The sequence below is a fragment of the Klebsiella sp. B345 genome (genome assembly GCF_051131735.1).
Taxonomy (GTDB): domain Bacteria; phylum Pseudomonadota; class Gammaproteobacteria; order Enterobacterales; family Enterobacteriaceae; genus Klebsiella.
Genome location: NZ_CP180443.1, coordinates 3,087,554 through 3,109,705, shown reverse-complemented (window position 1 = coordinate 3,109,705; position 22,152 = coordinate 3,087,554). Strand labels below are relative to the sequence as shown.

Genomic DNA, 22,152 nt, shown 5'->3' with positions numbered 1-22,152 from the left:
ATATATGGCAGGGGCGGAGAGACTCGAACTCGCGACACCCGGTTTTGGAGACCGGTGCTCTACCAACTGAGCTACGCCCCTAAATTTGCTACTATTAAGCCTGCTAATGTAGCAGGCTTAATTTTAATAAGTGGCGGAACGGACGGGACTCGAACCCGCGACCCCCTGCGTGACAGGCAGGTATTCTAACCGACTGAACTACCGCTCCACCGAATTTCTTTACAACAACCGGTTTATTGCCCCGGTTTCACTGCTAATTTGATGCCTGGCAGTTCCCTACTCTCACATGGGGAGACCCCACACTACCATCGGCGCTACGGCGTTTCACTTCTGAGTTCGGCATGGGGTCAGGTGGGACCACCGCGCTATCGCCGCCAGGCAAATTCTGTTATCAACACGTCTTAAAGACACATCGACTAATCTGTATCAGGCTGAAAATCTTCTCTAATCACCAAAACAGCTTTGGCGTTGTAAGGTTAAGCCTCACGGTTCATTAGTATCGGTTAGCTCAACGTATCGCTACGCTTACACACCCGACCTATCAACGTCGTCGTCTTCAACGTTCCTTCAGGACTCTCAAGGAGTCAGGGAGAACTCATCTCGGGGCAAGTTTCGTGCTTAGATGCTTTCAGCACTTATCTTTTCCGCATTTAGCTACCGGGCAATGCCATTGGCATGACAACCCGAACACCAGTGATGCGTCCACTCCGGTCCTCTCGTACTAGGAGCAGCCCCCCTCAATTCTCCAGCGCCCACGGCAGATAGGGACCGAACTGTCTCACGACGTTCTAAACCCAGCTCGCGTACCACTTTAAACGGCGAACAGCCGTACCCTTGGGACCTACTTCAGCCCCAGGATGTGATGAGCCGACATCGAGGTGCCAAACACCGCCGTCGATATGAACTCTTGGGCGGTATCAGCCTGTTATCCCCGGAGTACCTTTTATCCGTTGAGCGATGGCCCTTCCATTCAGAACCACCGGATCACTATGACCTGCTTTCGCACCTGCTCGCGCCGTCACGCTCGCAGTCAAGCTAGCTTATGCCATTGCACTAACCTCCTGATGTCCGACCAGGATTAGCTAACCTTCGTGCTCCTCCGTTACTCTTTGGGAGGAGACCGCCCCAGTCAAACTACCCACCAGACACTGTCCGCAACCCGGATCACGGGTCTACGTTAGAACATCAAACATTAAAGGGTGGTATTTCAAGGTTGGCTCCACGCAGACTGGCGTCCACGCTTCAAAGCCTCCCACCTATCCTACACATCAAGGCTCAATGTTCAGTGTCAAGCTATAGTAAAGGTTCACGGGGTCTTTCCGTCTTGCCGCGGGTACACTGCATCTTCACAGCGAGTTCAATTTCACTGAGTCTCGGGTGGAGACAGCCTGGCCATCATTACGCCATTCGTGCAGGTCGGAACTTACCCGACAAGGAATTTCGCTACCTTAGGACCGTTATAGTTACGGCCGCCGTTTACCGGGGCTTCGATCAAGAGCTTCTCCTTACGGATAACCCCATCAATTAACCTTCCGGCACCGGGCAGGCGTCACACCGTATACGTCCACTTTCGTGTTTGCACAGTGCTGTGTTTTTAATAAACAGTTGCAGCCAGCTGGTATCTTCGACTGATTTCAGCTCCATGAGCAAGTCACTTCACCTACCATCAGCGTGCCTTCTCCCGAAGTTACGGCACCATTTTGCCTAGTTCCTTCACCCGAGTTCTCTCAAGCGCCTTGGTATTCTCTACCTGACCACCTGTGTCGGTTTGGGGTACGATTTGATGTTACCTGATGCTTAGAGGCTTTTCCTGGAAGCAGGGCATTTGTTACTTCAGCACCGTAGTGCCTCGTCATCACACCTCAGCGTTAATAAGCGTCCGGATTTACCTAAACGCTCCGCCTACATGCTTAAACCGGGACAACCGTCGCCCGGCTAACATAGCCTTCTCCGTCCCCCTTCGCAGTAACACCGAGTACAGGAATATTAACCTGTTTCCCATCGACTACGCCTTTCGGCCTCGCCTTAGGGGTCGACTCACCCTGCCCCGATTAACGTTGGACAGGAACCCTTGGTCTTCCGGCGAGCGGGCTTTTCACCCGCTTTATCGTTACTTATGTCAGCATTCGCACTTCTGATACCTCCAGCAACCCTCACAGGCCACCTTCAACGGCTTACAGAACGCTCCCCTACCCAACAACACATAGTGTCGCTGCCGCAGCTTCGGTGCATGGTTTAGCCCCGTTACATCTTCCGCGCAGGCCGACTCGACCAGTGAGCTATTACGCTTTCTTTAAATGATGGCTGCTTCTAAGCCAACATCCTGGCTGTCTGTGCCTTCCCACATCGTTTCCCACTTAACCATGACTTTGGGACCTTAGCTGGCGGTCTGGGTTGTTTCCCTCTTCACGACGGACGTTAGCACCCGCCGTGTGTCTCCCGTGATAACATTCTTCGGTATTCGTAGTTTGCATCGGGTTGGTAAGTCGGGATGACCCCCTAGCCGAAACAGTGCTCTACCCCCGAAGATGAATTCACGAGGCGCTACCTAAATAGCTTTCGGGGAGAACCAGCTATCTCCCGGTTTGATTGGCCTTTCACCCCCAGCCACAAGTCATCCGCTAATTTTTCAACATTAGTCGGTTCGGTCCTCCAGTTAGTGTTACCCAACCTTCAACCTGCCCATGGCTAGATCACCGGGTTTCGGGTCTATACCCTGCAACTTAACGCCCAGTTAAGACTCGGTTTCCCTGCGGCTCCCCTATACGGTTAACCTTGCTACAGAATATAAGTCGCTGACCCATTATACAAAAGGTACGCAGTCACCTAACAAGTAGGCTCCCACTGCTTGTACGTACACGGTTTCAGGTTCTTTTTCACTCCCCTCGCCGGGGTTCTTTTCGCCTTTCCCTCACGGTACTGGTTCACTATCGGTCAGTCAGGAGTATTTAGCCTTGGAGGATGGTCCCCCATATTCAGACAGGATACCACGTGTCCCGCCCTACTCTTCGAGTTCACAACGTGTGCATTTTAGTGTACGGGGCTATCACCCTGTACCGCCGGACTTTCCAGACCGTTCCACTAACACACACGCTGATTCAGACTCTGGGCTCCTCCCCGTTCGCTCGCCGCTACTGGGGGAATCTCGGTTGATTTCTTTTCCTCGGGGTACTTAGATGTTTCAGTTCCCCCGGTTCGCTTCGTTAAGCTATGTATTCACTTAACGATAGTGTGTCGAAACACACTGGGTTTCCCCATTCGGAAATCGCCGGTTATAACGGTTCATATCACCTTACCGACGCTTATCGCAGATTAGCACGTCCTTCATCGCCTCTGACTGCCAGGGCATCCACCGTGTACGCTTAGTCGCTTAACCTCACAACCCGAAGCTGTTTCGTAAAACAGTCCGCGTTGCGAAAATTTGAGAGACTCGAACACACCGCTTTTCCTTTCTTATTACGGAGAAAGGAAACAGTGTGTCGTTTCAATTTTCAGCTTGATCCAGATTTTTAAAGAGCAAAACTTCGCAGCATACCTTTTCAGGTACACTCTGAAGTTTTCTTGTTATTCAGCAGTAAAGGATGGTGGAGCTATGCGGGATCGAACCGCAGACCTCCTGCGTGCAAGGCAGGCGCTCTCCCAGCTGAGCTATAACCCCATCGTAATACTCATCTCTCGTACCGGTAATTCAGACTGAAACAAGGCGTGGAAGAGCGAAGCATACTGAAGTATGCGAGTCGTTTCACAACGCAGTATCAGGATGAATTTGGTAGGCCTGAGTGGACTTGAACCACCGACCTCACCCTTATCAGGGGTGCGCTCTAACCACCTGAGCTACAAGCCTGCAGAGATGTTTTACTGCTTATTTTTCATCAGACAATCTGTGTGGACACTACAAAGGCAGGTTCTTTCAGGTAAGGAGGTGATCCAACCGCAGGTTCCCCTACGGTTACCTTGTTACGACTTCACCCCAGTCATGAATCACAAAGTGGTAAGCGCCCTCCCGAAGGTTAAGCTACCTACTTCTTTTGCAACCCACTCCCATGGTGTGACGGGCGGTGTGTACAAGGCCCGGGAACGTATTCACCGTAGCATTCTGATCTACGATTACTAGCGATTCCGACTTCATGGAGTCGAGTTGCAGACTCCAATCCGGACTACGACATACTTTATGAGGTCCGCTTGCTCTCGCGAGGTCGCTTCTCTTTGTATATGCCATTGTAGCACGTGTGTAGCCCTACTCGTAAGGGCCATGATGACTTGACGTCATCCCCACCTTCCTCCAGTTTATCACTGGCAGTCTCCTTTGAGTTCCCGGCCGGACCGCTGGCAACAAAGGATAAGGGTTGCGCTCGTTGCGGGACTTAACCCAACATTTCACAACACGAGCTGACGACAGCCATGCAGCACCTGTCTCAGAGTTCCCGAAGGCACCAAAGCATCTCTGCTAAGTTCTCTGGATGTCAAGAGTAGGTAAGGTTCTTCGCGTTGCATCGAATTAAACCACATGCTCCACCGCTTGTGCGGGCCCCCGTCAATTCATTTGAGTTTTAACCTTGCGGCCGTACTCCCCAGGCGGTCGACTTAACGCGTTAGCTCCGGAAGCCACTCCTCAAGGGAACAACCTCCAAGTCGACATCGTTTACAGCGTGGACTACCAGGGTATCTAATCCTGTTTGCTCCCCACGCTTTCGCACCTGAGCGTCAGTCTTTGTCCAGGGGGCCGCCTTCGCCACCGGTATTCCTCCAGATCTCTACGCATTTCACCGCTACACCTGGAATTCTACCCCCTCTACAAGACTCAAGCTTGCCAGTTTCAAATGCAGTTCCCAGGTTGAGCCCGGGGATTTCACATCTGACTTAACAAACCGCCTGCGTGCGCTTTACGCCCAGTAATTCCGATTAACGCTTGCACCCTCCGTATTACCGCGGCTGCTGGCACGGAGTTAGCCGGTGCTTCTTCTGCGAGTAACGTCAATCACTAAGGTTATTAACCTTAATGCCTTCCTCCTCGCTGAAAGTACTTTACAACCCGAAGGCCTTCTTCATACACGCGGCATGGCTGCATCAGGCTTGCGCCCATTGTGCAATATTCCCCACTGCTGCCTCCCGTAGGAGTCTGGACCGTGTCTCAGTTCCAGTGTGGCTGGTCATCCTCTCAGACCAGCTAGGGATCGTCGCCTAGGTGAGCCATTACCCCACCTACTAGCTAATCCCATCTGGGCACATCTGATGGCATGAGGCCCGAAGGTCCCCCACTTTGGTCTTGCGACGTTATGCGGTATTAGCTACCGTTTCCAGTAGTTATCCCCCTCCATCAGGCAGTTTCCCAGACATTACTCACCCGTCCGCCGCTCGTCACCCGGAGAGCAAGCTCTCCTGTGCTACCGCTCGACTTGCATGTGTTAGGCCTGCCGCCAGCGTTCAATCTGAGCCATGATCAAACTCTTCAATTTAAGTTTGATGCTCGTGAATTAAACTTCGTAATGAATTACGTATGTTCACTCAGAGACTTGGTATTCATTTTTCGTCCGAGGACGTTAAGAATCCATGTCACTTTGAGTGCCCACACAGATTGTCTGATAAATTGTTAAAGAGCAGTGCAACGCGGCTTTCGCTCACCGTTGCGAGGTCCCGTATAATACGTTTTCCTCATTCAGAGTCAAGCATTTGTTTTCGCTTTTCTCTGTCAGAATTTCCGGAGAAACCCTGCTGACCCGGCGGCTTGCTTGCCGTTGTTCCGTGTCAGTGGAGGCGCATTATAGGGAGTTCTGAGACGTTGACAAGCCCTGTTTTAAAAAAACTTTTCAACCGTCTCTTTTTTGTTCAAAACGGCCTTAAAGCGGCAGTTTTTCCAGCGTCTCAAAGCCATAACGCTGTAAAACGGGTAAAAGTTGCTCGGTTCCAGCGGTCAGCGCCATACAATAGGCAATATTAGGGTCACTGGATTTTGCGTCTGGTGCCTCATGCTCGAGCAACCAGACGGTACGACGGGCAATTGCGGCACCGGAATCAATCATTCGTGTGCCTTCCGGCAATACCTGTTGCAGTTCTTCCTGTAACAGCGGGAAATGCGTGCAGCCCAGTACCACCGTATCAGGCGGCTCTGACATCCGCAGCCAGGGACGCAGAATACGTCGTAGCTCATCCAGCGGGACCGGCTCACCTTGCAGCTTCGCTTCTGCCAGTTCAACCAGTTCCGCAGAACCCAGCATCTCTATCTTACATTCATTGGCAAAGCGGCTGATTAGCTCACGCGTATAAGGACGCTTGACCGTGCCGCGGGTGGCTAACAGGCCGACGATACCGTTCGCTGTGAGTCGGGCCGCAGGCTTAATCGCCGGTACCACGCCCACCACGGGAAAGCCAAATTTGTCACGCAGTGCGGGAAGAGAAACGGTACTGGCGGTGTTACAGGCAATGACGGCTAGCGCCAGCGGATAACGCTGCTGAACCGCGGTGACAATCTCGAGCACGCGTTCAACGATAAATTCTTCACTCTTCTCCCCGTAAGGAAAAGCAACGTTATCGAAAGCGTAGATGTAATGCAGATCCGGCAGCAGCTGCCGAATCTCATTATAAACCGACAACCCACCGACACCGGAATCAAACACCAGTACGGTGGGACGTGGATCAGAAGGTGTAGCTGCCAGACAAGTAGTATTCTCGTCCTGCAGTTTGGTAGCCATAAGCTGTCTCGTAATCTTTATCGAACAGGTTGGCTATTTTACCACGAACTGTCAGGCGATCGGTGATCGGATACGCGGCAGAAACGTCAACCGTGCTATAGCTTGGCAAAATTCGCTGCGTCGTATTGTACTGAGACGTGTTGTTATCGTAGCGCTTACCATAATACTGCCACGAGATATCCATATCGACCTTGAACATCGTCCAGTCGAGCTGATATTTAGCCTGGCGTTTAGAACGTCTGGCCAGAACTTCACCATTATCATCATTACGCGGATCGACATACTGCAACGTCACGCGATGGCTGAAAATGCCGGTATCAATATTACCTGTCCACTCCACACCTTTAATGGTCGCGGAATTGATATTGTCATACTCGCCGTCATAGGTGACCGGATCCGAGTAATAGGTAATCAGATTCGAAATCTTGTAGTGATACGCCGACAGTCGCCAGTCCAGCGGGCCGGTAAGACCTTCAAGCCCGGCTTCCCACTGCTTAGACTCTTCAGGCTTCAGGTTCGGGTTCGAGTTGATACCAAAACGGGCGGAACCGAACTGTTGCCCCAAAGAAGGTGCGAGGAAGCCGGTGCCGTAGCCGAGGGTAACGCGATAGTTCTCCACGAACTCCCAACCGGCGGTAGTTTGCCAGGTGCCGTGCCAGCCAAACTGCTCATCGTGATCCTCGCGGCCGGAAGCCTCGAGCGTCACATCGCCAAACTGCTGTTGCCCGGTCAGATACAGACCCGTGTTATCACGTTTATAGGTATCCGATATCACCGTGTCCGACGAGGTCAGTCGCTGCTGCTGCCAGTCCACGCCGGCACTCACCGAGCCATGGCCGACAATTAGGTTATTTCCCCACTGCAGATTACGCTGCGTCATACGATCGAGCGTTGTACCGTCATTGTAACGGCCGTAGATGCTGCTGTAGTTGTAGTCTTTCACCTTCTGGTAGCTGGCAATCAGCTGCGAAGAGTAAATCCCGGAGCTGTAGGTCAGGCCCGCATCCCAGCTCTGGTTATAGAGCTGTTCTTCATCTGCGCTGTACGCCGCGCTGTAAGGGGCACTTCCCAGATCGTAATCGGAGTTGTTGGTATAGCTACGACCGCGGAAGAAGCCGTCGAAGTTATCGTTGAATTTATGCTCGAGGCTACCCCAGAACGCTTTACTGCGGAAGCCGTCGCGATCCTGGTCATGGCTCCAGGTGGAGTCAGGCTGAACGTTAAAGCCCTTATTCCCCTCATAGGAACCCGCCACTGTGGCGACCGTATCACCGAAGCGATGACGCAGCGTGCCGTCGTATTGCTGATAGCCTTCCGAGCCGACGCCCGCGGTGATCTTAGATTCTTCTTTATCAGAGTGGGTAATGACGTTAATCACCCCGCCCATTGCACCAGAACCATAAATCGCGGAGCGCGGACCACGGATATACTCTACCCGTTGCACCAGCGAGAGCGGTATTTGATTGAGGTCGGGGTTATTGGTAATGCCAGGGCGAGGCGTAGGAACGCCATCAATCAGCACCAGCACCTGTTTGGCTTCAGTACCGCGGATGAACAGCGACGAACTTTGCCCCATTCCGCCATTCTGGGCAACATCCACCCCAGGCAGTCGACGCATGACGTCGTTTAAATCCTTGGCCTGCCAGCGATCGATATCTTCCCGGGTCACCACGTCAGTCGGCGCAAGCACCGTATTGACCGGCTGTTGAAAACGATTTGCTGTCACCACTAACGTATCTGAATTGCTGTCTTGCGCCCAGCCAGAAAATGCCGTGACGGAGAGTGCCGTCATCAGCGAAGCTTTTTTAATCATTGTAAAAGCATCCGTAACATATAAAGGATGCCGCTGGCTTCATCAGTAGCACGCGATGATAGAAACCAAATGCGACGTATTCCGGCAGGTCTTCGGGCTCGGGGTGTGTTATGGATGAAGACTTCCCACCAACTATCGGCAGTGTCTGCATAATGCGTTCATCCCACCTTCCTTACCGCTGCGCGTCAGCCCCAGATTTACACTGGATTCCCTTTTAACTCACAGGACCGGTTACACAATGCTATAATTAGAAACATATAGATGTCCAGACTTCTATAATTATATTTGAAACCTTATCCGGGCTGGACATCCCCTGCGCTTTCCCTACAATCCCCGCGTAATTATTTTATTCAGGATGCATCATGACCCCCGAACATCTTCCGACCGAACAGTATGAAGCGCAGCTGGCAGAGAAAGTCGTCCGTCTGCAAAAAATGATGGTGCCTTTTGCCGCGCCGGTTCCGGAGGTGTTTCGTTCGCCGGTCAGCCATTATCGAATGCGTGCAGAGTTTCGTCTGTGGCACGATGGCGATGACCTGTACCACATCATGTTTGATCAACAGACTAAATCGCGCATTCGCGTTGATAGCTTCCCGGCAGCCAGCGAGCTTATCAATCAACTGATGACCGCCATCCTCGACGGTGTGCGCAACAACCCGGTTTTGCGCCATAAGCTGTTCCAGGTCGACTACCTGACCACGATGAGCAACCAGGCCGTGGTATCGCTGCTGTACCACAAAAAACTTGATGACGAGTGGCGTCAGCAGGCCACCACCCTGCGCGATGCGTTGCGCGCGCAAAACCTCAACGTGCACCTGATTGGCCGGGCCACTAAAACCAAAATCGAACTCGATCAGGACTATATAGATGAGCGTTTGCCGGTTGCCGGTCGGGAGATGATCTACCGTCAGGTTGAAAACAGCTTCACCCAGCCGAACGCCGCCATGAATATTCAGATGCTGGAATGGGCGCTGGATGCCACCGAAGGGGCTACGGGGGATTTACTGGAGCTATACTGCGGCAACGGTAACTTCTCACTGGCGCTGGCGCGAAATTTTGAGCGCGTACTGGCAACGGAGATCGCTAAACCGTCCGTCGCGGCGGCACAGTACAACATCGCGGCTAACCATATTGATAACGTGCAGATTATCCGCATGGCGGCAGAAGAGTTTACTCAGGCCATGAACGGCGTGCGTGAGTTTAATCGCCTGCAGGGTATCGACCTGCAAAGCTATCAGTGCGAGACCATTTTTGTCGATCCGCCGCGCAGCGGTCTGGACAGTGAAACGGAGAAAATGGTGCAGGCGTATCCACGGATCCTGTATATCTCCTGTAACCCGGAGACCCTGTGCCAGAATCTGGAAACCTTAAGCCAGACTCACGACGTCACACGCCTGGCGCTGTTCGATCAGTTCCCGTATACCCATCATATGGAATGCGGCGTGCTGTTAACGAAGAAGTAAGAAGCAAGAAATGAACCCGGCAACACGATGTTTGCCGGGTGAGTCTGACGACCGGTTTACTCTGCCGCCGCGTCCTTACGGTTGCGGATCCGGTAGCCAATCCAGAACACGGTGATCACCGACAGCACCGCCGGGAAGAAGTTAGACCCGATATCCGGATACTCCGCACGCACCACGGTGCTGTACAGTAGAACGCCCAGAATAAAACAGGCGGCCGCCAGGCCCGGCAGCCCCACGGGCATGCTGCGATTCTGATAGCGCTGGTGCAGACAGTACACCGTCAGCAGTAACGACAGAACCGGGAAGATGGAAAAGGGAACAATCGAGCTGAACAGGGCTGCGAAGGTTCCATTAATGGACAGGCCAGCGATCAGCGCCAGCAACAACGTACCTTTATCTTGAACTGAGTGTTTCATTGCTCGTCCTTCACGTTATTCGGAATGATGTGACATTTTTTCTTGTTCGCGGCGATACCAATAGTACGCCCCTTTCGAGATCATTCTGAGCTGCAGTACCAGTCGTTCTTCCAGCTGCCGACGTTGTTCAACACCGACATCCAGCGCTTCTGCGCCGGCACTAAACACGATGGTGACCATAGCTTCAGCCTGCGCTTCGGTAAAGGCGCGTGGCATGTGGTTTTCGATTTCTAAATAGTCGGCAAGTTCCGCGATGAAATGTTGAATTTCGCGTGCGACAGCGGCGCGAAACGCCGCGGAAGTGCCCGAACGTTCCCGCAACAACAGGCGGAAGGCGTTAGGGTTATTGCCGATAAATTCCATAAATGTGGAGACGGAGGTGCGAATCACACTACCGCCTTTAGCGATACGCTGCCGCGCCTGGCGCATCAGTTGGCGAAGCATGAGCCCACTCTCGTCGACCATCGTCAGACCTAGCTCATCAACATCACGAAAATGGCGATAAAAGGACGTGGGCGCAATCCCCGCCTCGCGCGCGACTTCACGTAAACTCAAGCTGGCGAAACTCCGCTCAGCGCTAAGCTGGCTGAATGCCGCTTCGACCAGCGAACGCCGGGTTTTCTCTTTTTGTAGCGCTCTTACGCCCATCACGATGTCTGAATCCTTCCAATAGCCCTGCTGGCACTATACCAGAGATTAAAACTAATCGGTTTACACTGCTTTGTGAATGATTGTTTACGAGCCGATTCTGCTTTTATGCCGCAAAAAAGCACAACGATAATTGGGTTAAAGCGCGGCGAATGTTATCATCGTGTTTATTTTATGTATAAAACAGGTGAGTAATGCCATGTCGCACTCTTGGGATTATGATGCAATCGTGATTGGGTCCGGCCCTGGCGGTGAAGGCGCCGCCATGGGACTGGTTAAACAGGGAGCGCGCGTCGCCGTTATCGAGCGCTATCATAACGTTGGCGGCGGCTGTACCCACTGGGGTACCATCCCGTCAAAAGCGCTCCGCCATGCCGTCAGTCGTATTATCGAGTTTAACCAAAACCCTCTCTACAGTGACCACTCCCGCCTTCTTCGTTCTTCTTTTGCCGACATTCTGAACCATGCCGACAGCGTGATTAATCAACAAACCCATATGCGTCAGGGTTTCTATGAGCGCAACCACTGCGAAATTTTGCAGGGCAACGCCCACTTTGTTGATGAACACACCCTCGCGCTGGAATGTCACGATGGTACCGTCGAGACCGTCACCGCTGAAAAATTCGTTATCGCCTGCGGCTCACGCCCTTACCATCCTGCCGATGTCGATTTTTCCCATCCGCGCGTGTATGACAGCGATTCGATTCTCAGCCTGCAGCACGAACCACGCCACGTGATCATCTACGGCGCCGGGGTTATTGGTTGCGAATATGCGTCGATTTTCCGCGGCATGGAGGTGAAAGTCGACCTGATCAACACCCGCGATCGTCTGCTGGCGTTCCTCGATCAGGAGATGTCTGACTCTCTCTCCTATCACTTCTGGAACAGCGGCGTGGTGATTCGCCACAACGAAGAGTATGAGAAAATTGAAGCCGTCGATGACGGCGTGATCATGCATTTGAAATCGGGAAAAAAACTGAAAGCCGACTGCCTGCTGTACGCCAACGGCCGTACCGGTAATACCGATTCCCTGGCGCTGGACAATATCGGCCTGAAAACCGATAGCCGCGGCCAGATCAAAGTGAACAGCATGTACCAGACGGCGCTGCCGCATATCTATGCCGTTGGTGACGTTATCGGTTATCCGAGCCTGGCGTCCGCCGCCTACGATCAAGGCCGCATCGCCGCGCAGGCGCTGATTAAAGGCGAGGCCTCTGCCCACCTGATTGAAGATATCCCGACCGGTATCTACACCATTCCGGAAATCAGCTCCGTGGGTAAAACCGAGCAGCAGTTGACGGCGATGAAGGTGCCATACGAAGTGGGCCGTGCGGCGTTTAAACACCTGGCACGCGCGCAAATCGTCGGCATGAGCGTGGGAACCCTGAAGATCCTGTTCCATCGTGAAACGAAAGAGATCCTGGGCATTCATTGCTTTGGTGAACGCGCGGCCGAGATTATTCATATCGGCCAGGCGATTATGGAGCAGAAAGGTGGTGGCAACACCATTGAGTACTTCGTCAACACCACCTTTAACTACCCGACCATGGCGGAAGCCTATCGGGTCGCCGCGTTAAATGGCTTAAACCGCCTGTTTTAACGCTTTGTCGAAATGGCCATCCATAGTGCCGCGGATGGCCTCCGCCAGATGCTCATAGCGACTACGCAGCGGTGAACCGGGACGATACACCAGACCAATGGTGCGTCTTGGTTCCGGCTTAATGCACGGAATATAGACCACGCCATCGCGCTTTCTCTCCTGCGGTACCGCTAACGCCGGCAGCAGCGTGATACCGCTACCTGCAGCCACCATATTGCGCAGCGTTTCAAGACTGGTTGCGCGGAAATGGGTATCTTCATCCGCACCGGCCTCAAAACAGAAGCCCATTGCCTGATCGCGCAGGCAGTGACCATCTTCCAGCATCAGCAGCTTTTCCCCGGCCAAATCAGACATCGGCACGCGATCGCGATTTGCCCACGGGTGATCTTCGTAGATAGCCAGCATCATCGGCTCATCAAACAGCGGGACCTCAATAAAGGCCTCGCTCTCTTTCACCAGCGCGAGGATCGCGCAGTCCAGCTTACCGCTGTCGAGCTGAGCCAGCAGTTGATGGGTTTGTGCTTCATGCAGATACATTTCCAGTTTTGGAAAAGTCTGGTGCAGCATCGGTATTATTTGCGGCAACAGATAAGGGCCAATTGTCGGAATCAGGCCGATATGCAGCGGCCCGGACATGGTCTCACCTTGTTGACTTGCCATTTCCTTGAGCACTTTGACTTCGCGTAACACGGTACGCGCCTGATCCACCAGCAACAGTCCGGCCTGGGTAAACAGAACCTTACGGCTGGTGCGCTCCAGCAACATGACCCCAAGTTCATCCTCCAGCTTGCGGATTTGTCCGCTCAGCGTGGGTTGGCTGACGTGGCAGGAGTCCGCCGCGCGCCGAAAATGGCGGTGCTCGGCTAGCGCAACCAGGTATTCAAGATCGCGAATATTCATTATTCATCCTCCGTCGCCATGATAGTTCATGGCGATAGATAGCATAGCAACGAACGATTATCCCTATCAAGTTTTCTGTTCAATAATAAGCCCAGAAACGAGGCCGACGTCAGAAAATCAACGATGACCTCATCATATTCCCTGACCGAACAACTAAAGCCAACGTGAACTTTTGCGGACCTTGTGTCCGCTTTTTTTTGCATAAAAAAAGCCCGGGCATGGCCCGAGCCTCTTTGACTGCTTTTCAACGACTCACCCCGTTAGAATGATCCGTGAAAATCGCGCATTCACACCAGACGCTGTTTCGCGTCGTCAATTGCCTTAGCAACCTGCTGCGGTGAGACGCCGCCTTTTGCCGAACGCTTATCCAGGCAAGACTGCAGCGACAGAATCGGATAGACATCATCGGCAATCACGCTGCTAAATTTCTGCAGGTCGGCCAGCGCCAGATCTTCCAGCGGCTTGCCCTGGGCGATCGCTTCTACCACCGCTTCACCGACGATATGGTGCGCTTCGCGGAACGGAACCCCTTTCGCTACCAGGTAATCCGCCAGCTCGGTGGCATTGGCATAGCCCTGCTGCGCCGCTTCTTCACAACGCGGACGCTTAACCTGAATACCGTCCAGCACCAGCGCCGCCATATGCAGGCAATCCAGCCAGGTATCGAGCGCGTCGAACAGCCCTTCTTTATCTTCCTGCATGTCTTTGTTGTACGCCAGCGGCAGACCTTTCAGGGTCATCATCATCCCGGTCAGCGCGCCCTGAACACGGCCACACTTACCACGGATAAGCTCCAGCGCATCCGGGTTTTTCTTCTGCGGCATCAGAGAGGAACCGGAGGTGACGCGGTCGGACAACTCAATAAAACCGGCTTCCCCGGTATTAAAGAAAATCAGGTCTTCGGCAAAGCGTGACAGGTGCACCATGCCAATCGATGCATCAGAGAGCAGTTCCAGTACGTGGTCACGGTCAGAAACGCTATCGAGGCTGTTGCGGGTCGCCGAGGCAAAACCCAGCCAGCCGGCCAGCTGCTCGCGGTCGATGTCATAGGCGGTGCCCGCCAGCGCACCGCAGCCCAGCGGGCTGACATCCAGACGTTTCAGGGCATCCTGCAGACGGCTTTCATCACGCGCCAGCATTTCAACATACGCCAGGCACCAGTGGGCAAAGGTTACCGGCTGCGCGCGTTGCAGGTGGGTATACCCCGGCATCACCGCATCCTGGTTGCCCTGTGCCGTCTCCACCAGCGCACTTTGCAGCTGGCGGTTGGCCGACAGCAGCTCGGCGACCGTGTCTTTACACCACAGCTTCAGGTCAGTAGCGACCTGATCGTTACGGCTACGCCCGGTATGCAGCTTCTTGCCCAGTTGACCCACTTTGTCGATCAGCTTGCCTTCTACCCAGCTGTGAATATCTTCCGCGTCGCTTTCAAGGATTTGCTGCGGATTCGCCCGCACCTCTTCCAACAGCACACCTAACGCCTCTTCCAGCTGCTGCTGCTCGGCGGCACTCAGCACGCCCACCGTCACCAGCGCTTTAGACCAGGCGACAGAGCCAACAATATCCTGCTCCGCCAGGCGATAGTCGAAGCGCAAAGAGTCGTTGAACTGTTTGAACCGCTGATCGGCTGCCTGAGTAAAACGCCCGCCCCAAAGTGCCATAATGTGCTTCCTTCAAATTTGGTTTTATGCTGCCGGGAAGCCCTGTGCCCCCGTCTTCAACTGTGTTAAATCAGGCCAGAATACGCGTGCCGATAGGCGTGCCGTTAAACAACGCCGGCAGTTGCTCCGCATGGCGCCATGAGGCGATATCTACCGGACGACCCAGCGTGCGCGCCGCATCCAGTGCCGCATTTACCTTCACAATCATACCGTCGGTAATAATGCCTTGCTCGATCAGCTGCTCTGCCTTCGCCGCGGTCATCTCCGCAATACGCTGGCCTTTACCATCAAGAATGCCGCTGACATCGGACAGCAGAATCAGGTCCGCACCGAGCGTTGCCGCCAGCGCGGTCGCTGCCTGGTCGGCATTCACGTTCATCAGTTGCCCTTCATCGGTAACCCCGATGGAGCTGACCACTGGCAGATAGCCGCCCGCCAGCAGAGTGTTAATCAGCGCAGGCGAACCCGGCTGCGCCAGACCGACGTGGCCCAGCTCTTCGTCCAGCTGTGTCACCTTAACGCTATCGCCATCGCCGAGGAACAGGCCCACGGAAGCCAGATGGTGTTTTTTCGCCCAGGCCAGCAGCGTTTTATTGGCGGTTCCCGCCAGCGCGCCGGTAATAATATCAATCTGATCCGCTGGCGTGACCCGCAGGCCATTTTTCTTGTTCACCGGCAGGTTGAGCTGCTTCATCAACTCATCTACTACACAGCCGCCACCGTGCACGATAATCAGCGGGCGATGATGGGCTTCACGGTAATTCACCAGCGCGGTAAACAGGCGCTCCAGCGCTTCTTCGCTATCGAGTAACACGCCGCCGAGCTTAATTATTAATGGGTTCATCATCACACCTTAAATAAGAGACTGCGTCTCAGCGTAGCCGAAACGAATATTCGCGCACTGTATTGCCTGTGCCGCCGCACCTTTCAACAGGTTATCTTCCGCCGCCACCACAATAATGTGCTGGTCCTGAACGGCAAAACCGATATCACAGAATGGCAGACCCACGACGTTTTTCAATGCCGGCACGCCTTTATCATATAAACGGACCAGCGGCTTATTGGCATAGGCCTGCTGGAACACGGCGGCAACCTGATCTTTGCTCACGCCAGGCTTCAGGCGGCAGGTAATGGTTTCGAGGATCCCACGTTTAAAATTACCAAGGTGAGGGGTAAAAATAACCTCCGCGCCAAGGTGGGTGGAGATTTCCGGGTGGTGACGATGATTGAATACGCCATACGGCTGCAGGCTGACTTCACAGAAGCTATTGCTGATGGCCGCTTTACGCCCTGCGCCGCTGACGCCGCTGGTCGCATTGATCACCGGCCACTGGTTCAGATCCAGCAGGTCCGCATCGATCAACGGTTTCAATGACAACTGAGCCGCCGTCGGATAACAGCCCGGGACAGCGACTAAATTCGCCTCTTTCAGCGCATCGGCGTTCCACTCAGCCAGACCGTAAACCGCCTGCTCAAGCAGGGCCGGATGCTGATGAGTGAAACCGTAATATTTTTCGTAAAACGCACCGTCGTTCACGCGGAAGGCGCCAGACAGGTCGAACACCACGCAGCCTGCGGCAAGAAACTGCGGCGCCAGGTCGTGGCTCACTTCATGTGCGGTCGCAAGGAAGACAACATCGACGCCGGCGCTAAATTCGCTGATATCTGACATCGGCTGCAGCGGCAGATCCACAATGCCTTTCAGCTGCGGATGCAAATCGGAAACTAATTTCCCTGCATCATTGCTTTGCGCGGAGACCGTCAAAGCGGTTATGGTCATATGAGGATGGCGATTTACATAGGTCACTAGCTCTGCGCCGGCATAACCGCTGGCACCCACAATCAGCGTCTTCAACATCGGGGCTCTTCACCTTCTTACGTCATATTTGCCCAGGAAGCATTTCGCTTCCTCACCCAGTTAAGCCGTAAGAGTCTCCCTGCGTTTTATGGGTTTTCTTACGCTCAACGATAATGTATTTTTATTCATAAATAATGCATGAATATTGATACTATCATGACCCGAGGTGTGTCAACAATGAAAAACAATTTACCGCCCTTTATCGAGATTTACCGCGCATTGATCGCCACACCTTCCATCAGTGCAACCGAAGAAGCGCTAGATCAAAGTAATGAGACTTTAATCAATTTACTCGCTGGCTGGTTCCGCGATATTGGCTTCAATGTTGAAGTCCAGCCGGTGCCGGAGACGCGTAATAAATTCAATTTGTTGGCCAGTACCGGCCACGGCGCAGGCGGCCTGCTGCTCGCCGGGCATACCGACACCGTGCCGTTTGATGACGGCCGCTGGACCCGCGATCCTTTCGCCCTGACCGAGCACGACAACAAACTGTACGGCCTCGGCACCGCCGACATGAAAGGCTTTTTCGCCTTTATCCTTGATGCCCTGCGCGATGTCGATGTCAGCACGCTGAAAAAGCCGCTCTACATCCTGGCCACCGCCGATGAAGAGACCAGTATGGCCGGCGCCCGTTACTTTGCCGAAACCACCCAGCTGCGTCCGGACTGCGCCATCATCGGTGAACCGACCTCTCTGCAGCCGGTGCGCGCGCATAAAGGCCATATGTCCAACGCGATTCGCATCCAGGGCCAGTCCGGCCACTCCAGCGATCCGGCGCGCGGTGTGAACGCCATTGAGCTGATGTACGATGCCATCGGCCGCATCATGCAGCTACGCGACGACTTAAAAGAGCGTTATCACTATGCGGCGTTTACCGTGCCGTATCCAACGCTCAACCTCGGCGCGATTCACGGCGGCGATGCCTCAAACCGTATCTGCGCCTGCTGTGAACTGCATATGGATATTCGCCCGCTGCCGGGTATGACGCTCAACGATCTTAACGGGCTGCTGGATGAAGCGCTGGCGCCGGTAAGCGAACGCTGGCCGGGCCGCCTGACGGTATCCGAACTGCATCCGCCCATTCCTGGTTACGAATGTCCACCAGACCACCGTCTGGTTCAGGTCGTGGAAAAACTGCTCGGTGCCCAAACCGAAGTGGTGAACTACTGCACCGAGGCGCCGTTTATCCAGACGTTGTGCCCGACGTTAGTATTAGGCCCGGGCTCCATTAACCAGGCCCACCAGCCGGATGAATACCTGGAAACCCGGTTTATTAAGCCAACCCGGGAGCTAATAACCCAGGTTGTCCATCATTTCTGCTGGCATTAAGGGCAGTCCGTTCCCGTCGCTTTTGCCAGGGCGGGACGGTGATTCTGGTCACATTTCCATAAGTAATGCTTATCAGGGGACCCCTGAGTTAAATTTCGCAAATTACCGTCATTTATTCGTTTGCTGAAGCGATTTCGCAACAATTGACGTGGGGGTTTTTACGTGGCTTTATAAAAGACGGCTGCTTATCCGATGCTCACTGTTGCAGAGCGCCGGATATAACAAAATAAAATGAGATGGGGTGTCTGGGGTAACATGAACGAACAATATTCCGCTTTGCGTAGTAATGTCAGTATGCTCGGTAAGGTACTAGGCGATACCATCAAGGATGCACTGGGAGAGAACATTCTTGATCGTGTCGAAACTATCCGTAAATTGTCCAAGTCTTCTCGCGCCGGCAATGAAGCCAACCGCCAGGAATTGCTGACCACGCTGCAAAACTTGTCCAATGACGAGCTGCTGCCGGTGGCCCGTGCTTTCAGCCAGTTTCTGAATCTGGCGAATACCGCAGAGCAATACCACAGCATTTCACCGAACGGTGAAGCGGCCAGCAACCCGGAAGTGATTGCCCGCACCCTGAGAAAGCTCAAAGACCAACCTCATCTCAACGAAGAGACCATTAAGAAAGCGGTGGAGTCCCTGTCTCTGGAGCTGGTCCTTACCGCTCACCCCACCGAGATCACCCGCCGTACGCTGATCCACAAAATGGTGGAAGTGAACAACTGCCTGAAGCAGCTTGATAACAAAGATATCGCTGACTACGAGCACCACCAGCTGATGCGCCGTCTGCGCCAGCTGATTGCCCAGTCCTGGCATACTGATGAAATCCGCAAATACCGCCCGACGCCGGTTGATGAAGCTAAATGGGGTTTTGCCGTTGTTGAAAACAGCCTGTGGGAAGGGGTACCAAACTACCTGCGCGAGCTGAACGAACAGCTGGAAGAGAACCTCGGCTACCAGCTGCCGGTAGATTTCGTCCCGGTGCGTTTCACCTCCTGGATGGGCGGTGACCGCGACGGTAACCCGAATGTCACCGCTGATATTACCCGTCACGTGCTGCTGCTGAGCCGCTGGAAAGCGACTGACCTGTTCCTGAAAGATATTCAGCTGCTGATCTCTGAACTGTCGATGGTTGAATGTACCGACGAGCTGCGCGAACTGGCCGGTGCGGAAGGGGCACAGGAACCGTATCGCTATCTGATGAAAAAGCTGCGTACCCAGCTGATGGAAACCCAGGCCTGGCTGGAAGCCCGTCTGAAGGGGCAGAAACTGCCGAAGCCGGCAGGCCTGATTACCCAGAACGAACAGCTGTGGGAACCGTTGTACGCTTGCTATAAGTCGCTGCAGTCCTGCGGCATGGGCATCATCGCCAACGGCGAGCTGCTGGATACGCTGCGTCGCGTGAAATCTTTCGGCGTACCGCTGGTGCGTATCGACATTCGTCAGGAAAGCACCCGTCATACCGAAGCGCTGGGCGAAATGACCCGCTATCTGGGTATCGGCGATTACGAAAGCTGGTCAGAAGCCGACAAGCAAGCGTTCCTGATCCGCGAACTGAATTCCAAACGTCCGCTGCTGCCACGTCAGTGGGAGCCAAGCAACGAAACCCGCGAAGTCCTCGACACCTGTAAAGTGATCGCCGAGGCGCCGTACGGATCCATCGCCGCGTATGTGATCTCAATGGCGAAAACTCCGTCCGACGTGCTGGCCGTGCACCTGCTGCTGAAAGAGTCCGGTATTGGCTTCGCCCTGCCTGTCGCGCCGTTGTTTGAAACCCTGGACGACCTGAATAACGCCAATGACGTCATGACCCAGTTGCTGAATATCGACTGGTATCGCGGCTTTATTCAGGGCAAACAGATGGTCATGATTGGCTATTCTGACTCCGCAAAAGATGCCGGCGTCATGGCAGCCTCATGGGCGCAGTATCAGGCGCAGGATGCGCTAATTAAAACCTGCGAAAAAGCCGGGATTGAGCTGACGCTGTTCCATGGCCGCGGCGGTTCCATCGGTCGTGGCGGCGCACCGGCACACGCCGCACTGCTGTCTCAGCCTCCAGGAAGCCTGAAAGGTGGCCTGCGCGTGACCGAACAAGGCGAGATGATTCGCTTTAAATACGGCCTGCCTGAAGTCACCATCAGCAGCCTGTCGCTGTACACCAGCGCGGTACTGGAAGCCAACCTGCTGCCACCGCCGGAACCAAAACCGGAGTGGCGTCATATCATGGCCGAGCTGTCTGACATCTCCTGCAAGATGTACCGTGGCTATGTGCGTGAAAATAAAGACTTCGTCCCGTACTTCCGTTCCGCAACGCCGGAGCAGGAGCTGGGTAAACTGCCGCTGGGTTCTCGTCCGGCAAAACGCCGTGCGACCGGTGGCGTCGAATCCCTGCGCGCCATTCCGTGGATTTTCGCCTGGACGCAAAACCGTCTGATGCTGCCGGCCTGGCTTGGTGCAGGTACCGCGCTACAGAAAGTGGTGGAAGATGGGAAACAGAGCGAGCTGGAAACCATGTGTCGCGACTGGCCGTTCTTCTCAACCCGTCTCGGCATGCTGGAAATGGTGTTCTCGAAAGCCGACCTGTGGCTGGCGGAATATTACGATCAGCGTCTGGTAACCCCGGAGCTGTGGAAGCTGGGCGCCGAACTGCGTGAGCTGCTCTCTACCGGGATCAACGTGGTACTGGATATTGCGAACGATTCCCACCTGATGGCCGACCTGCCGTGGATCGCCGAGTCTATCCAGTTGCGTAACATCTATACCGACCCGCTGAACGTTCTGCAGGCAGAACTGCTGCACCGTTCGCGTCTGGCGGAAGAAGAAGGCAAAGAGCCGGATCCGCGCGTTGAACAGGCGCTGATGGTCACCATCGCCGGCGTTGCTGCCGGTATGCGTAACACCGGCTAATCTCTGCGCAATACCAGTCCCGGATAGCGCCGTTTACGCCTTATCCGGGCAACAAAAACCCCGGCCAGCTTCGCGCGACCGGGGTTTTTTATTAACCGGCTTTTTTCATTAATGGTGCAGCATCTCGTCGACGATCTGCTCTTTGTGTAGGGCATACGGATAATAGGTCGGCCAGTTATCCATCTCTTTCAGCAGCGCCTCCTGCGATTCATTACCCATAAAGATGTGGAAGTGCTGCGATTTGCGCGGACCGATAATATGATCGCTGAACTGAACAAATTTCGGCGCTTTTGAATCAGCCTGCTGGCATTCGAACAGATAGCGCACGCCCTTCTTACCGGAGGCATAGGTCAGGATCTTCTTGCCGGCATAGGCGTACTGGCAGGTATTGACCGTTTTGCCAATGTGGAACTCCATCACGTTGTCCTCAATCCCAATCTGGTCAACGTCGGTGGCATAGCCTTTCTTATAATATTCCCGATACTCGGCCACGCTCTTAGCGCCCGCTTTTTTGGCTTTTTGCTCCAGCACCGGATCCAAATCGCCATTGAGCAAATAAGGGTTCACCGACTGCCAGATCCCATCCCAATCGCTTAGCGACCGATCCTTAACGTCCCCATCGGCAAAAATGCCCTCGCTTGCTTTTATCTCCGCCTCGGTTAACGCGGGTCCATGGCTATGATTGCCGTGAGCAAAGGTCTGAGCACTGGCCAATAGCAGGCCAACACCCAACGCAAGGGCAGACATCTTTATGGTCATTACATTCTCCTGAGTTAACGCTTGCAACGATATGTTACGATATAACATATCATACACGTCGTGCAACATCGTTATCCTGCCATCCTGAGCCGGCTTTTACCCTTTCAGC

The 22,152-nt window shown here is 54.0% G+C and carries 13 protein-coding genes, 4 tRNA genes, 3 rRNA genes and 1 riboswitch; of the genes, 4 read left to right on the top strand and 16 right to left on the bottom strand.

From position 1 onward, the window contains the following. Positions 1-5: 5 nt before the first annotated feature. The 9 genes from ACMYSO_RS14620 to btuB all read right to left on the bottom strand — a co-directional run bounded on the left by ACMYSO_RS14620 (position 6) and on the right by btuB (position 8,502). Positions 6-81 (bottom strand) — tRNA-Trp (locus tag ACMYSO_RS14620). 50 nt (positions 82-131) lie between these two features. Then, positions 132-208, bottom strand: a tRNA-Asp gene (locus ACMYSO_RS14615). A gap of 55 nt (positions 209-263) precedes the next feature. Further along, positions 264-379 (bottom strand): 5S ribosomal RNA (gene rrf, locus ACMYSO_RS14610). 93 nt (positions 380-472) lie between these two features. After that, positions 473-3,376: ribosomal RNA gene (locus tag ACMYSO_RS14605) — 23S ribosomal RNA — on the bottom strand. A 206-nt stretch (positions 3,377-3,582) separates the two neighbouring features. Beyond that, a tRNA-Ala gene (locus ACMYSO_RS14600) sits at positions 3,583-3,658 on the bottom strand. A gap of 109 nt (positions 3,659-3,767) precedes the next feature. Continuing rightward, a tRNA-Ile gene (locus ACMYSO_RS14595) sits at positions 3,768-3,844 on the bottom strand. 71 nt (positions 3,845-3,915) lie between these two features. Then, positions 3,916-5,456 (bottom strand): 16S ribosomal RNA (locus ACMYSO_RS14590). The 16S, 23S and 5S rRNA genes sit together here with 4 tRNA genes alongside, the layout of an rRNA operon. 381 nt (positions 5,457-5,837) lie before the next feature. Beyond that, positions 5,838-6,689 carry a glutamate racemase gene (murI, locus tag ACMYSO_RS14585; protein WP_187042261.1) on the bottom strand — a complete coding sequence of 284 codons (852 nt, stop codon included), beginning with the start codon at positions 6,687-6,689 and terminating at the stop codon, positions 5,838-5,840. Continuing rightward, positions 6,634-8,502, bottom strand: a complete 1,869-nt coding sequence (gene btuB, locus ACMYSO_RS14580; protein WP_434586920.1) for a TonB-dependent vitamin B12 receptor BtuB — start codon at positions 8,500-8,502, stop codon at positions 6,634-6,636. The genes murI and btuB overlap by 56 nt, the downstream gene beginning before the upstream one ends. 67 nt (positions 8,503-8,569) lie before the next feature. Continuing rightward, a riboswitch (cobalamin riboswitch) is annotated at positions 8,570-8,749 on the bottom strand. Positions 8,750-8,864: 115 nt separating this feature from the next. On the opposite strand from btuB, the gene trmA reads away from it, so the two are divergent. Next, entirely contained in the window at positions 8,865-9,965 is a 1,101-nt protein-coding gene (gene trmA / locus ACMYSO_RS14575; protein ID WP_434665483.1) for a tRNA (uridine(54)-C5)-methyltransferase TrmA, read from the top strand. A gap of 56 nt (positions 9,966-10,021) precedes the next feature. Here trmA and ACMYSO_RS14570 read toward each other — a convergent pair whose 3' ends face one another. Then, positions 10,022-10,381: a YijD family membrane protein gene (locus tag ACMYSO_RS14570; protein ID WP_004869462.1), complete on the bottom strand. Its 360-nt coding sequence runs from the start codon at positions 10,379-10,381 to the stop codon at positions 10,022-10,024. 15 nt (positions 10,382-10,396) lie between these two features. Next, positions 10,397-11,032, bottom strand: coding sequence for an HTH-type transcriptional repressor FabR (fabR, locus tag ACMYSO_RS14565; RefSeq protein ID WP_123757989.1), 636 nt, complete (start codon positions 11,030-11,032; stop codon positions 10,397-10,399). A 196-nt stretch (positions 11,033-11,228) separates the two neighbouring features. On the opposite strand from fabR, the gene sthA reads away from it, so the two are divergent. After that, positions 11,229-12,629: a Si-specific NAD(P)(+) transhydrogenase gene (sthA, locus tag ACMYSO_RS14560; RefSeq protein ID WP_434665480.1), complete on the top strand. Its 1,401-nt coding sequence runs from the start codon at positions 11,229-11,231 to the stop codon at positions 12,627-12,629. Here the strand turns inward: sthA and oxyR are convergent. From oxyR to argC, 4 genes are all read right to left on the bottom strand, one after another. Further along, positions 12,612-13,529, bottom strand: a complete 918-nt coding sequence (gene oxyR / locus ACMYSO_RS14555) for a DNA-binding transcriptional regulator OxyR (protein ID WP_123757991.1) — start codon at positions 13,527-13,529, stop codon at positions 12,612-12,614. The two genes, sthA and oxyR, sit on opposite strands and share 18 nt — an antisense overlap. Positions 13,530-13,816: 287 nt before the next feature. Continuing rightward, positions 13,817-15,190: an argininosuccinate lyase gene (gene argH / locus ACMYSO_RS14550; RefSeq protein ID WP_434665478.1), complete on the bottom strand. Its 1,374-nt coding sequence runs from the start codon at positions 15,188-15,190 to the stop codon at positions 13,817-13,819. A gap of 70 nt (positions 15,191-15,260) precedes the next feature. Then, positions 15,261-16,037 carry an acetylglutamate kinase gene (gene argB, locus ACMYSO_RS14545; RefSeq protein ID WP_434586925.1) on the bottom strand — a complete coding sequence of 259 codons (777 nt, stop codon included), beginning with the start codon at positions 16,035-16,037 and terminating at the stop codon, positions 15,261-15,263. Between the two features lie 6 nt (positions 16,038-16,043). After that, positions 16,044-17,048 carry an N-acetyl-gamma-glutamyl-phosphate reductase gene (gene argC / locus ACMYSO_RS14540; RefSeq protein WP_434586926.1) on the bottom strand — a complete coding sequence of 335 codons (1,005 nt, stop codon included), beginning with the start codon at positions 17,046-17,048 and terminating at the stop codon, positions 16,044-16,046. Positions 17,049-17,225: 177 nt separating this feature from the next. Here argC and argE point away from each other — a divergent pair, with 177 nt between their 5' ends. Together argE and ppc are read left to right on the top strand one after the other, a co-directional pair. After that, positions 17,226-18,377: an acetylornithine deacetylase gene (gene argE / locus ACMYSO_RS14535; protein WP_123757995.1), complete on the top strand. Its 1,152-nt coding sequence runs from the start codon at positions 17,226-17,228 to the stop codon at positions 18,375-18,377. Positions 18,378-18,632: 255 nt separating this feature from the next. Beyond that, positions 18,633-21,284, top strand: a complete 2,652-nt coding sequence (gene ppc / locus ACMYSO_RS14530; protein ID WP_434586928.1) for a phosphoenolpyruvate carboxylase — start codon at positions 18,633-18,635, stop codon at positions 21,282-21,284. 108 nt (positions 21,285-21,392) lie between these two features. Here ppc and zinT read toward each other — a convergent pair whose 3' ends face one another. After that, on the bottom strand, positions 21,393-22,043 hold the full coding sequence (zinT, locus tag ACMYSO_RS14525; protein ID WP_434665475.1) for a metal-binding protein ZinT: 651 nt from the start codon (positions 22,041-22,043) through the stop codon (positions 21,393-21,395). Positions 22,044-22,152: the final 109 nt, after the last annotated feature.

What these genes read in the sequence shown, in the direction of transcription:
- ppc (WP_434586928.1), top strand. Translation starts at nt 18,633, where the DNA reads ATGAACGAACAATATTCCGCTTTGCGTAGTAATGTCAGTATGCTCGGT.
- murI (WP_187042261.1), bottom strand. Translation starts at nt 6,689, where the DNA reads ATGGCTACCAAACTGCAGGACGAGAATACTACTTGTCTGGCAGCTACA.
- sthA (WP_434665480.1), top strand. Translation starts at nt 11,229, where the DNA reads ATGTCGCACTCTTGGGATTATGATGCAATCGTGATTGGGTCCGGCCCT.
- trmA (WP_434665483.1), top strand. Translation starts at nt 8,865, where the DNA reads ATGACCCCCGAACATCTTCCGACCGAACAGTATGAAGCGCAGCTGGCA.
- argB (WP_434586925.1), bottom strand. Translation starts at nt 16,037, where the DNA reads ATGATGAACCCATTAATAATTAAGCTCGGCGGCGTGTTACTCGATAGC.
- ACMYSO_RS14570 (WP_004869462.1), bottom strand. Translation starts at nt 10,381, where the DNA reads ATGAAACACTCAGTTCAAGATAAAGGTACGTTGTTGCTGGCGCTGATC.
- btuB (WP_434586920.1), bottom strand. Translation starts at nt 8,502, where the DNA reads ATGATTAAAAAAGCTTCGCTGATGACGGCACTCTCCGTCACGGCATTT.
- argE (WP_123757995.1), top strand. Translation starts at nt 17,226, where the DNA reads ATGAAAAACAATTTACCGCCCTTTATCGAGATTTACCGCGCATTGATC.
- oxyR (WP_123757991.1), bottom strand. Translation starts at nt 13,529, where the DNA reads ATGAATATTCGCGATCTTGAATACCTGGTTGCGCTAGCCGAGCACCGC.
- zinT (WP_434665475.1), bottom strand. Translation starts at nt 22,043, where the DNA reads ATGACCATAAAGATGTCTGCCCTTGCGTTGGGTGTTGGCCTGCTATTG.
- argH (WP_434665478.1), bottom strand. Translation starts at nt 15,190, where the DNA reads ATGGCACTTTGGGGCGGGCGTTTTACTCAGGCAGCCGATCAGCGGTTC.
- argC (WP_434586926.1), bottom strand. Translation starts at nt 17,048, where the DNA reads ATGTTGAAGACGCTGATTGTGGGTGCCAGCGGTTATGCCGGCGCAGAG.